The sequence below is a fragment of the Mucilaginibacter sp. Mucisp86 genome (assembly GCF_047324315.1).
Taxonomy (GTDB): domain Bacteria; phylum Bacteroidota; class Bacteroidia; order Sphingobacteriales; family Sphingobacteriaceae; genus Mucilaginibacter.
This window is the reverse complement of the sequence record NZ_CP168503.1, coordinates 3242347-3255434: the sequence shown is the minus strand read 5'-3', so window position 1 is coordinate 3255434 and position 13088 is coordinate 3242347. Positions and strand designations below refer to the sequence as shown.

The window sequence follows — 13088 nt, the reverse complement described above, 5'->3', positions numbered from 1 at the left end:
CATATCTTTAACGAAAACCAAAACCAATTATTAGTTTTTTTGTAACTAATAAGTACGTGCAGGCGTCTTATGAATAGTTAGGAAATAAAACGACAAATAAACCATAAAAATCCTAACCCCCAGATTTGAGTATTTAGTTCTTTATAAGATCAGTTAATAGTTAATTAAAACGGCTGTATGATACTTGCAGCCGTTTTTTTATGCCTTTAATTTTGCCATAGTAACCGGCAGTTGCGCGATAAGTTTACCAGGCAAAACTACATGCATCCGGTTTGGGAGCGCCAGTTCGTCTCCGGCTTTACCATGAATATAGGCCCCAATAATACAGGCCTGCTCCGGTGGATACTTTTGACCCAGCAAAGCCGCTATAATTCCTGTAAGTACATCACCCATCCCTCCGCTTGCCATAGCAGCATTTCCTGATGAATTAAAATAAGCTGTACCGTTAGGAGTGGCAACAATGGTATAATCATTTTTAAGCAGGATACATAAATTCAGCTCCTTTGCTTTTTTTATGGATGTCTGCAGTCGTTGCCACCAGTTGGTATGTTCGCCAAAAAGCCGGTCAAACTCTTTCATGTGCGGGGTTAAGATGCTTCCGGGCGGTAAGCCTTGTAACAATTCCTTATTTTCGGCAAGCAGGTTTAAAGCGTCGGCATCAATAACCATTGGCTTTTTATAGTTTTTGATGATAGCTTTTAACAACGATAATGAGTTATCGTCTTTTCCTAAACCAGGCCCAACTGCTATCGAACTAAATTTATCCCATTCAATTTCTGGCAGCCCGTCACTATTTCTCACTATGGCCATAATTTCCGGCAGATAGCTATTAAGTGCCGTTAAACCGCTTTCGGGGATGCAGGCTGTTGTAAGGCCGGCCCCGGCGTGTGCCGCCGCTGATGAGCTTAGCAACGCCGCCCCCATGGTTTTGGCTTGCCCCGCAACAATCAGCGCATGCCCATAAGTTCCTTTGTTACTGAAACGATGCCGGGGTTTCAGCATTTGCCTGATATCCTTTTCTTCAACAAATTGGTATGGCGAATGCAGTCCCTGTACAAATTTTTCGCTGATGCCAATATTCACCGCTTCCCAGCAATTGATGTAAGGAGCAGATTCGGGTAGCAGAAAATTGATCCTGGGTTGCTGAAAGGTAATTACCAGGTCGGCTTTTATTGCGACGGTATCTTTAGCAGCTTCTCCTTCCGAAAAGAAACCAGTAGGCACATCAACCGCAACAACCGTGCGTTCAAGATCATTGATGTATGTAACCAGCTTCTTATAATCGCCGGAAAGCGGCTTGTTTAAGCCGCTGCCAAGCAAAGCATCAATAATTACCGGACTGTCGTCGAAGGGAATTTTTTCACCCGAGGCAAGCTCCGATAACTTTACACATGTTTTTTTGATCCTTTGCAGGTTGGTGTTAAAATCATCTGATGCTTTATCCGAAAACCTTGCAACAACAACATTTAGTTTGTTGTAATGATGCTCACAAAGCAAACGGGCTATAGCCAATCCGTCGCCTCCGTTATTTCCGGTTCCGCAATAAAACGTTATCCCCTGATTTCTATCGGGAAAATGGTTAGCAAACCAACCAACAAAAGCCCTTGAGGCACGCTCCATCAGGTCGATGGAAGATATCGGTTCATTGGCAATGGTATAGGCATCGCCCTCTCGAATTTGTTCGGCAATTAATAAAGGAAGCATATATCCTAAAGTAAGGATTTATGTGATTTGTTTGAGGAGAAATTAGGATAAACAAAAAAAGGCGGCCATCCCGGCCGCCCTAATTATCAGAAAATGTAGGGGTTAAACAGTTTGAGGCATTTGCTTCATGGTTTCGGCCAAATCAAGCTCAAGGCCTTTGGCAACAGCCATGCCCAGGTTGATATCGGCCCTAAACCAGTGACAAAGCTGCCGGTTAACGATCATATCCTTTTTAGGCCCTTCAATACCGCTCATTGAATTTACGATGTTGGCAACCAGATCTTTCTTTTGCCGGCCATCCATCAGGCGGTAAAGGTTGCCCGGCTGGGTGTAATGATCATTTTCGCCTTCGGCATTACGATCGTACCAATCGCCTACCGGACTGCCAAAATCCCAGGCTGGTTCCTTATAGCTTTGATCTATTTCGATATCATCAAAACTATTAGGGAAATAGTTTGGATTTGATCCGCCATTACCGTTAACAGCCATCTGGCCATCGCGCTGATAATTACTTACCAGGTAAGGGCATTTATTTACAGGGATCTGCTCATAATTGCCTCCCAGACGATAGCGATGTGCATCCGGATAGGAAAGAATACGGCCCTGCAGCATTTTATCTGGCGAATAGCCTACCCCATCAATCACATGTGCCGGCGCAAAAGCTGCCTGTTCAACATGAGCAAAGTAGTTATCAGGGTTTTCATTTAATTCAAGCACGCCAACATCAATCAATGGATAATCGACATGCGGCCATACTTTGGTTAAATCAAATGGATTGATATGATATGTTTTTGCATCAGCCTCTGGCATCACCTGGATCTTGAGTGTCCATTTAGGGAAATCGCCATTATCAATAGCCGTTAACAGATCATGCTGTGCAAAATCCGGAGCCTTACCGCGCATCTCCGCGGCTTCAGCGTCGGTAAAGTTTTTGATGCCCTGCTGGGTTTTAAAGTGAAACTTAACCCAATACCTTTCATTTTTTGCATTGATGAACGAGAAGGTATGACTGCCAAACCCATCCATATGGCGATAACCGTAAGGTGTACCGCGGTCACTCATTAAAATTGTTACCTGGTGCAAACTTTCCGGATTCAGCGACCAGAAATCCCACATCATGGTTGCGCTTTTACAGTTGGTATATGGATCTCGTTTTTGGGTGTGAATAAAGTCACCGAATTTTTTGGGGTCCTTTATAAAAAACACCGGGGTATTGTTACCCACCAAATCCCAGTTGCCGTCTTCAGTATAAAATTTAATGGCAAAGCCGCGTGGGTCACGTTCCGTATCAGCCGAACCTTTTTCGCCTCCAACGGTCGAAAAACGCAGAAACAATTTGGTTTGCTTACCTATTGTGTTAAATAGTTTAGCACGGGTGTATTTTGAAATATCGTGTGTAACTGTAAAAGTGCCATAAGCCCCGGAACCTTTGGCGTGAACCACCCGCTCAGGAATTCTTTCGCGGTTAAAGTGCGCCATTTTTTCATGCAGGATATAATCCTGCAGCAATATCGGTCCGCGTGGGCCGGCGGTCATTGAGTTCTCATTTTCCACGTATGGCCTGCCCGATGCTGTAGTTAATTTCTTTTTGTTTGTTTCCATATTTAGTTGCGTTTGATAATTCAAACCTCACAAAAATATTCCAATAGAAAAAATCAATATTTATTATCTTTGCATAGCATTTATCTATATTACATGACTATTACACAACTGGAGTATATTGTGGCGGTTGATACCTACCGGAGCTTTGTTTTAGCCGCCGAAAAATGTTTTGTTACCCAGCCTACATTGAGTATGCAGGTACAAAAACTGGAAGATACACTTGGCGTCAAGATTTTTGACAGGAGTAAACAACCGGTAGTCCCTACCGAAATAGGAATTGAAATCATTAGCCAGGCACGCGTGATGCTGTCTGAAAGTGAAAAGATCAAAGAGATCATTTCCGATAGGCAAAAGGAACTTTCGGGCGAGTTACGGGTTGGCATCATCCCTACCGTTTCTCCATATATATTACCCAAGATCATTCATGGCTTTATCGAAAAATATCCGCAGGTAAAGCTAATTGTGTGGGAACAAACTACCGAAGAGATCATTCAGCAGTTAAAACTGGGCATGCTTGATTGCGGTATCCTCTCAACCCCGCTGCATGAAAGCAACCTTACTGAGATACCTGTGTTTTATGAAAACTTTGTGGCTTATGTATCCAAAAATAGTAAGCTTTCCAAAAAGAAAAATATCGTTCCGGACGATATAGATATGGAAGAGATCTGGATCCTGAACGAAGGCCATTGCATGCGCGAACAAGTGTTGAATATTTGCCAACGACGCAAATCAACCCGTGGTTTTCAGCATTTTGAATACAATACCGGCAGCGTTGAAACCCTAAAACGTATGGTGGACCAAAACAACGGGGCTACCATCCTGCCCGAGCTGGCCCTATCCGAACTGAGTGAAAAGCAACTGGATAAAGTACGCTATTTTAAATCGCCCGAACCTGCCCGCGAAGTAAGCATTGTGATACAACGCAACTTTTTAAAACGCCGCATGATTGAAGCTTTGAAAGCCGAGATACTGGAGTTTGTGCCAAAGCGAATGAAAAGTAAGAAGAAAAAGGAAGTGATGGATATTTAGGAGTTTGAGCCTGTCCCTCAGGCTAAACTTACGAAGTTTTAAAAACTTCGTAAGTTTTTTCTTTCTTCTCTTTTGAGCTATTTCCATTTTGGAAACAGCTGCCTTCCGCAACATAACCAATCTTCCATAAGTCACTGTATAACAGAGCCTACGATCCAACTATTTAGATTTATTATAAATAATTTGCATTATAACCCCCACGTGACTACTTTTGGGCAATTATTTATAATTAGTCTAAATTAAAATGGATCAACTCCAACTATCCTTTCAAAAACTCTTTTCTTTTTCGATTTTAGCAATTCTGCTGCTTATCAATACAATCCCATCATTCGCACAGCAAACAAGGGGTACCCTCAAAGGCAAAGTTGTGACTGTTAAAAATGACCCGGCCGAAAACGTTTCGGTAACACTTAAGGGCACCAAATACGGCACCATAACCGACGAAAACGGTTTATTCGAAATAAAAGCCCCTGAGGGTAACTATACATTAGTAGTATCCGAAGTTGGCGCCAAAAGCCAGGAAAAGGCCGTAACTGTAAAAGCAGGCCAAACAACCAATCTCCAAACCATAACTGTTGATAATACCGTTCATGGTTTACAGGAAGTAAATATCAACGCCAACAAAACCAATAAATTTAAACGTACCCGCAGCGAGGACGTGGCTAAAATGCCATTAGCCAACCTTGAAAACCCGCAGGTTTATAATACCGTTAGCAGCCAGCTGATACAGGAACAATTAGTTTTTTCTGTAGATGATGCGCTCAGGAACGCTCCCGGATTACAAAAAATGTGGGACGCTACCGGTCGTGGTGGTGATGGCGGCGCTTACTTTAACAGCCGTGGTTTCATTGTGCAAAGCTCTATTCGTAACGGTATTGCAGGTAAGGTTACCAACAGCGTCGATGCCGCAAACATTGAAAGGATAGAAGTTATCAAAGGCCCGTCGGGCACTTTGTTTGGGAATGCATTAACATCTTACGGCGGTTTGATCAACCGCGTAACCAAAAAGCCTTATGACACTTTTGGTGGTGAAGTGAGCTTATCGGGTGGTAACTTCGGTTTTTACCGTGGCAGTGCAGATATCAACACACCGCTTGATAAAGATAAAAAAGTATTATTCCGCTTAAATACCGCATTTAGCCATGACGGCAGTTTCCAGAACAACGGATTTTCACGCAATTTGGTTGTCGATCCCAGCATCGTTTACAAAGCTACCGACAGGTTAACCATTAGTGCCGACGCGGAATTATCTTATGGTAAAAACGTAGGTAAAACTATTTTCTTTTTCCCTTACGGACAAACAGTTGAACAGATGGGTTTCAGCAGCGCCGATAAATCAAATATTGATTACAGGCAAAGCTATCACGGCGATGGTCTTACCCAAATATCTCAAAACCAGAATTTCTATGGCGAAGTGAAATACAAGATCTCCGATGCCTGGACCTCACGTACCAACCTGAGCTATACACATAGCTACTCAGATGGTCATGGACTTTACTATTACCTGTTGCCAGGCGATATGATTTCCCGAAATGACCAGGCTACCCGCAACAGCAAGGACGACATGATGGAAATTCAGCAAAACTTTAACGGCGATTTTAAAATAGGCAAGTTCCGGAACAGGTTTGTTGGTGGTTGGGATTTCTTCAGGGAAAATTCAAAACAATATTTCTATGGCAGCACACTTGATACCGTATCCGTAACAGGCAATCATAACTATAGCAGTTTTAACGGTGCTGCACTGGATGCAATGTATGCGGCAGGCAACATAGGTTTTACCTATCCGGCTATGTATAAACACAATACTTATAGTGCCTACATTTCGGATGTGTTTAACATCACCGATCAGTTAATGGCATCTGCAGGCTTACGTGTAGACAGGTTTGATAATAAAGGCAACTACGACCCGGTTTCACAAAAAACTTCCGGCGCTTATAAACAAACCGCGTTCTCACCAAAATTCGGTTTGGTTTATCAACCGGTGAAAGACCACGTATCCTTATTCGCCAACTACCAAAACAGTTTTAATAACCAAACCGGTACTACCGAAAACAATAAACCACTTAAACCTGAGCAGGCCAATCAAATTGAAGGAGGTGTAAAATTAGATCTGTTTGATGGTAAATTAAGCAGTACTGTAAGCTACTATGACATCAAAGTAAAGGATATCGTGCGCCCATCTACCGTAAACCCGGTGCTTTCAGTACAGGACGGAACGCAATTCAGCAAAGGTTTTGAAGCCGAAGTAATAGCCAACCCGGTACCAGGTTTAAACTTAATAGCAGGCTTTACTTACAACAATTCAAAACTTACCAAAACGGCAGATGCTACTATTGAAGGCCGTCGCCCTGCCACGGCAGGGTCACCTTACCAGGCTAACTTCTGGGCAAGCTACAAAATTCAGCAGGGCGCGGTTAAAGGCTTAGGTTTTGGTATTGGCGGCAACTACGCCAGCGATAACAAGGTGATCAACAGCCATACTTTAGGTGTATTTACACTGCCATCGTACACAATATTAAACGCTTCAGCATTTTACGATACCAACAGGTACAGGTTCGGTGCCAGGCTCGACAACTTTACCAATCAAAAATACTGGATAGGCTACGGCACAATGAACCCGCAAAAGTTGAGAAGCTTTGCCCTGAGCGCTACTTATAAATTTTAATGAATGACGCCATTTAAAAAAGGATTATTATTCACACATCGCTGGCTCGGATTTATATCCGGGCTTGTGGTGTTCATAGTGAGTCTCACAGGCTGTATCTTTTGTTTTCAGGATGAGATCCAGGATGCTATACACAGTTATCGAAAAGTTGAAATACAAAATAAACCCTACATAGCGCCTTCCGTACTTAAAGCCGAAGCGCTGAAAGGGCGCAAAGGTGCTACTGCCAGTTATATTTACTATTACGGTATAGGCCGCCCAGCAGGAGTGTTGGTAACCGATAAGAAAGAAGGTCTGCTGTTTGTGTACCAGAACCCTTACACCGGTAAGATCATACATACCGAAAGCCCTACTACAAATTTCTTCATCATTGTTGAGTACATCCACCTGTACCTGTTGTTACCGGCCAATATTGGCACTTGGGTGGTGGGTATTTCGGTAATTGTTTTTGTGGTACTGATGATCACCGGCATTATACTTTGGTGGCCAAAACGCAAAAGCGATCGCAAACGGAGCTTCACTATTAAATGGGGCGGCCGTTGGAGAAGAGTGAATTATGACTTGCATAATGTTTTAGGCTTTTATGCAACAAGCGTGGCTATTATATTAGCCATAACAGGTCTTTCCATATCATTTGACTGGATGCGCGAAGGTATTTATGCCGCCGCTAATCTTGGTAAAGCACACCCTGAAGAAAAAGTGGTTTTCAAGTCCGATTCGTTATTGAAGGGCAAGATAGATACCACACAAGTCATCAACAAAGCTTACCTGGCAGCTAAAGCAGCTTCCCCAAATGCCGAAATGTTTTTAATTTATGACGATGCTACAAAGGCCGGCGCAGTTGGTGTAACCGCATATGCACAGGCCTTACACTATTACAAAAGCGATAGCTATGCTTTTGATAAGTACACCGGCAAATTACTGAACCGTACCGCTCATGATCAAAAAAGTGCCGGCATGAAGATGAATAATATGAATTATGACATTCACGTAGGCCAGATCCTGGGACTTCCGGGTAAAATCATCGCTTTTCTGGCCAGTTTAATTTGCGCCAGTTTACCTGTTACCGGTTTTATCATCTGGTTGGGTAAACGCAAAAAATCAAAATCAAAAAAGGTAAAAACGGTGGTGCACAGAAGGACAGTAAGGCAGCACTTACCGGCAAAGTAATAAGCCCTCACTTACCACCAGTCATTGCTTCGTGCCTCGCAATGACGAATTAAGAAACTCCCCCTTTAGGGGGCCGGGGGGCTTATCACCACTCCATCATCAAGCGGATGCCCGGTACAGGTCAGGATCCAGCCTTGAGCGATATCCGCATCGGTAAGCACATCATTCTTCACCATCTCTACTTTACCACCGGTACATTTAACCATACAGGTTGAGCATACCCCACCCCGGCAGCTATAAGGTAATGGAATGTTATTTTGCAGGGCGGCCTGCAATATGGATTGATTTTCACCTACCGTAATATCATGCAGTTCGCCCCTGTATTTTATTTTAATGTTTTGTGGCGGAAAACTGGTGATGCCACTTTTTACAGGCACAGTTTCAAGCACAAAATTTTCGCGGCGGATCTTCGACCGATCAACGCCCATATAAACCAGGTCGAACCGGATCATCCGCATGTAAGCAAACGGGCCGCAGAGGTAAAACTCCGCATCGGTTAAATTAAAACGAACTTGTTGCTTCACTAACTTTTCAACTTTATCGGTGTTGAGGCGGTTGCCCTCGATGCTCAGCAAGTGTACAATAGTTAACCTTTCAGGATGTTCTGTTGCCAGCTTGTCCAATTCATCTTTAAATAAAATAGAAGCTGCATTTTGATTGCTGTAGATCAATATCAACCGGCTTTTGCCCTCCCTCCCAAGTATGTATTTCAGTTGCGAAAAAACAGGCGTAATACCACTGCCGCCCGCAAATAAAAAGATATCTTTTTCCTGTTGATGATCCCTAATCGTGAAACGACCGGCGGGCGCCAGGGCTGTTAACTCATCACCCTCTTTTATTTTGGTGAGCATAAACCTGGAGATCTCGCCGTTACTGATGCGTTTTATAGTAATAGCCAAATATGGCTCATCAGGAGAAGAACTTAAGGAATAGGAGCGCCTGATCTCTTCCTGTCTGTGATTAAATATCAGCGTGATAAACTGACCTGCGATGTATGAGATATCCCCTCCATTAATGCTGCTTAAGTAAAACGTAGCAGTATCAGGAGTTTCCCATTTTATGCGATCAACTTTTAGTTTTAAGATATCCTCAACCATCAATTAGCGGCGCTATGTTTATTCTTCAGCACTTTACGGATAACGCTGTTCTTTTTGCCATAAGTATAGTAGATAACCAAACCAATTGCAAGCCATATGATCAGGCGCAGCCAGGTATCTCCGGGCAAAAATGTCATCATGGCAAAGCAGGTTAGGATTCCCAGTATAGGTACCAGCGGAACGAGCGGCGTTTTAAATGGCCGGTGAACATTGGGCTGTTGTTTACGTAAAATAAGTACGCCGGCACAAACCATAACAAATGCAAGCAGGGTGCCAATGCTGGTCATTTCGCCAACCACACGTATCGGCACAAATGCCGCGAAGAGAGCTATAAAAGCGCAAAGCATGATATTTGATTTCCAGGGTGTACGAAATTTGGGGTGTACTTCTGAAAACACTTTAGGCAGTAAGCCATCTTTCGACATAGAGAAAAACACGCGTGATTGCCCCAACAGATCAACCAGTATTACCGAAGTATAACCTATCAATATAGCCAATACTATTGCCTTGCTAAGCCATTGGTAATGTGTTTTTTCAATAGCAATAGCAACCGGAGCGCCCGAACCTATAAACTCTTTATAATTGGCCATGCCTGTCATTACGTGAGCAAAAACAATGAACAATACTGTACAGATGAGCAGTGAACCGATAATACCGATAGGCATGTTACGCTGCGGGTTCTTCGCTTCCTGTGCTGCAGTTGATACGGCATCGAAACCAATAAATACAAAGAATACAAGTCCGGCTCCTCTTAATATGCCCGACCAGCCATAATCGCCCCAAACCCCGGTGTTTTGCGGAATGTATGGATGATAGTTTTGCGGATTAATGAACGACCAGCCCACTGCTATAAATACAATTACCACCCCAACTTTTAAGGTTACAATAATGGCATTAACCAATGCCGAACCTTTAGTACCGCGGATAATGATACTTGTAACCAAAATCACAATCAAAGCAGCGGGTAAGTTGATGATCCCATTTACAATATCGCCATTGGCCGTTTTGGCAGTTTCAAAAGGCGACAGTGTAAGCTGCGGCGGCAGGTATAGATCAAACCAGGACAAGAATTTAGTAAGATATTGCGACCAGCTGATGGCCACCGTTGCCGCACCCACGGCATATTCAAGCGCGAGGTCCCAGCCTATGATCCAGGCAAAAAGCTCGCCCATAGTCGCATACGAGTAAGTGTAAGCACTCCCTGCAACTGGTATCATAGCCGAAAACTCGGCATAACAAAGGGCCGCAAATGCGCAACCTATGGCAGCTATTAAAAAGGAAATGGTTACCGCAGGCCCTGAATGCTGGCCTGCTGCTATGCCGGTTAATGAAAATAAACCGGCCCCGATGATGATACCTATCCCAATAAGGATAAGGTTAACCGGCCCAAGTGAGCGTTTTAACGAATGTTCTCCTTCCTCCTTTGATTCACGGAGCAGGGTTTCTATGGGCTTTTTGATCATAATATAAAAAAGTCCACAAAGTTAGTAGATTATTGGATTGATTAGGCTGAGGTGTATAATTAGCGGGTAAAATAAGATTATTATCTATAATCTTTCTTGCGCACGTTTAAAACGTGTGCTTAATTGGGTTTACGTTTGTAACGTAAACCCAGGCGATACAATCGCCAAACCAAGTTAAGCGCTCGTTGCAAACGAGCGCAAGTACAGATAAAATATACGCCTTGGCAATGTCAATAGCGATGATCCGTGGAGACACGGATCGAGGGAAGAAATAATCCCCCGCGTTCGTGTCCTCACGAACGCCAATAAAAATAAGGCTCATGTCATTACGAGGAGGAACGACGAAGCAATCTCGTAGCAATGCAGATCGGACATGCATTGGCTACGAGATTGCCACGTTACGCTCGCAATGACATGGTTTTTAGTCTAATGCCAACAAAAAAACGGCAGGACCATCAGATCCTGCCGCTTCAAATTTATGAGCTTAATTAATATTAAGCAGTTGCTTTAGCGTAAAGCTCGGCAACGTGGTTCCAGTTAATTACGTTCCAGATAGCTGCTAAGTAATCCGGACGACGGTTTTGGTATTTCAGGTAGTAAGCATGCTCCCAAACATCGATACCTAAGATTGGTGTACCTTTTACTTCGGCGATATCCATTAACGGGTTATCCTGGTTAGGAGTTGAAGTTATAGCTAATTTTTTGTCAGCAGTAACAATTAACCATGCCCAGCCAGATCCAAAACGGGTTGCACCAGCTTCAGATACTTTGGTTTTGAAATCGGCAAATGAACCGAAAGTGCTTTTAATAGCATCGGCCAAAGCGCCTGCAGGCTCACCGCCGCCGTTTGGTGATAACAAAGTCCAGAACAAAGTATGGTTGTAGTGACCACCGCCATTGTTACGTACAGCAGCAGGGAATTTAGAAATGTTTTTGATGATATCGTCGATATTGCTATCGGCTTCCGGCTTACCTTCCAAAGCTTTGTTTAAGTTGGTAACATAAGCCTGGTGGTGCTTGCCATGGTGAATTTCCATGGTCAGTTTATCAATGTGCGGTTCCAGAGCATCAGTAGCGTAGGATAACGCCGGTAGTGTAAATGCCATAATTTTAGTTATTAATTTTAAAGTTTAATGTTTGTTGTGACGTAACAAATATAAGCGTTGACGGAGGTATTTGTTCTAAATAATTGTCATGTTTTCTTTAGTTCATAGTTGATGGTTCATGGATCATAGCAATTTTCCATCAACTATCACTCCTTCTGCTATGAACTATGATCTATGAACCATCAACTATCCTATTTCTTCCTCTTCCCCTTAAAAAAATCTTTTACCAGTTGGCTGCACTCCGCTTCGCGGATGCCACCGGTAATCACAGTTTTTGGATGGGTAATTTTTTGATTGATACGGCCAAACCCCAATTTATTGTCATAAGCGCCAAAAACGATCTTGCTTACCTGGAACCAGTACGACGCCCCGGCGCACATTACACACGGTTCCATGGTAACGTACAGCGTACAGCCCTGTAAGTATTTGCCCCCAATTAAGTTAGCAGCTGCAGTAAGGGCCTGCATTTCGGCATGTGCCGATACGTCATTAAGCCTTTCGGTAAGGTTGTGCCCTTTGCCTATGATGCGACCGTTGTAAACTACTACGGCCCCAATCGGGATCTCATCTTCTTCAAGCGCGTAGCGGGCTTCCTTTAAGGCTTCGCCCATAAAATAATCGTCGGGCGATATTGAGGCCTCATCCTCAAAACTGATATATCTCATTTAAATAAGTTTACTGCCGTTTGGCACAGGTTTTTCAACAGCAGTTAGTACAATATCACCATTCTCATCGGCAAAGCCTGTAACCAAAAATTCCGACATAAAATTGGCGATCTGCTTTTTGGGGAAATTGGTTACACCCACTATCTGCCTGCCAACCAATTGCTCCTTGGTGTAATGTTTAGTAATTTGCGCGCTCGACCACCTGATACCAAACTCACCAAAATCAACCCTTACTTTAAACGCAGGTTTACGGGCTTCAGGAAAATCTATAGCTTCAAGTACAGTGCCTACACGCAGTTCTACTTTTTCAAAATCATGCCAGGTGATGGTTTCCATAGCGGCAAAGATAAAAAAAGCACTGTTACTGTTTTACAAACTACAGGCATATTAGTCCGTAAACAGCGCTGCGGAGCAGATATAATAAATCAGGTCATTGCGAGAAACCATCAGGGAACCTGAAAAAAACTGTGATGGCATGTAAACTATGTTTTAGGGCTGTTGCGCGGGGCGCGTTAGGGATAGAAGCGTAAAGCCCACAGCGCGGGCCGGGTTTACGGGCAGGAAAGGCGAGGACTTGCAGCGGATAG

10 protein-coding genes are annotated in these 13088 nt (G+C 43.5%); 3 read left to right on the top strand and 7 right to left on the bottom strand.

What is annotated here, in order from left to right:
* Window positions 1-198: 198 nt before the first annotated feature.
* Together ACEN9X_RS13845 and ACEN9X_RS13840 are read right to left on the bottom strand one after the other, a co-directional pair.
* Window positions 199-1704, bottom strand: coding sequence for an NAD(P)H-hydrate dehydratase (locus tag ACEN9X_RS13845; protein WP_413670922.1), 1506 nt, complete (start codon window positions 1702-1704; stop codon window positions 199-201).
* A gap of 102 nt (window positions 1705-1806) precedes the next feature.
* Window positions 1807-3306 carry a catalase gene (locus tag ACEN9X_RS13840; RefSeq protein ID WP_413670921.1) on the bottom strand — a complete coding sequence of 500 codons (1500 nt, stop codon included), beginning with the start codon at window positions 3304-3306 and terminating at the stop codon, window positions 1807-1809.
* A gap of 93 nt (window positions 3307-3399) precedes the next feature.
* Here ACEN9X_RS13840 and ACEN9X_RS13835 point away from each other — a divergent pair, with 93 nt between their 5' ends.
* The 3 genes from ACEN9X_RS13835 (at window position 3400) to ACEN9X_RS13825 (ending at window position 8170) form a co-directional block, all read left to right on the top strand.
* Entirely contained in the window at window positions 3400-4335 is a 936-nt protein-coding gene (locus tag ACEN9X_RS13835) for a hydrogen peroxide-inducible genes activator (RefSeq protein WP_112568902.1), read from the top strand.
* Window positions 4336-4579: 244 nt separating this feature from the next.
* On the top strand, window positions 4580-7000 hold the full coding sequence (locus ACEN9X_RS13830; protein ID WP_413670920.1) for a TonB-dependent siderophore receptor: 2421 nt from the start codon (window positions 4580-4582) through the stop codon (window positions 6998-7000).
* A gap of 3 nt (window positions 7001-7003) precedes the next feature.
* Window positions 7004-8170 carry a PepSY-associated TM helix domain-containing protein gene (locus ACEN9X_RS13825; protein ID WP_413670919.1) on the top strand — a complete coding sequence of 389 codons (1167 nt, stop codon included), beginning with the start codon at window positions 7004-7006 and terminating at the stop codon, window positions 8168-8170.
* A gap of 65 nt (window positions 8171-8235) precedes the next feature.
* On the opposite strand, the gene ACEN9X_RS13820 is transcribed toward ACEN9X_RS13825, so the two are convergent.
* The 5 genes from ACEN9X_RS13820 to ACEN9X_RS13800 form a co-directional block, all read right to left on the bottom strand.
* On the bottom strand, window positions 8236-9267 hold the full coding sequence (locus ACEN9X_RS13820) for a 2Fe-2S iron-sulfur cluster-binding protein (protein WP_413670918.1): 1032 nt from the start codon (window positions 9265-9267) through the stop codon (window positions 8236-8238).
* Window positions 9267-10730, bottom strand: coding sequence for an amino acid permease (locus ACEN9X_RS13815; RefSeq protein ID WP_413670917.1), 1464 nt, complete (start codon window positions 10728-10730; stop codon window positions 9267-9269). Before ACEN9X_RS13815 ends, ACEN9X_RS13820 begins: the two co-directional genes overlap by 1 nt.
* A 494-nt stretch (window positions 10731-11224) precedes the next feature.
* Window positions 11225-11836, bottom strand: coding sequence for a superoxide dismutase (locus tag ACEN9X_RS13810; protein WP_413670916.1), 612 nt, complete (start codon window positions 11834-11836; stop codon window positions 11225-11227).
* Between the two features lie 191 nt (window positions 11837-12027).
* Entirely contained in the window at window positions 12028-12501 is a 474-nt protein-coding gene (locus ACEN9X_RS13805; protein WP_413670915.1) for a nucleoside deaminase, read from the bottom strand.
* Complete coding sequence (locus ACEN9X_RS13800) at window positions 12502-12837, bottom strand: tRNA-binding protein (protein WP_413670914.1); 336 nt, start codon at window positions 12835-12837, stop codon at window positions 12502-12504.
* Window positions 12838-13088 lie beyond the last annotated feature (251 nt).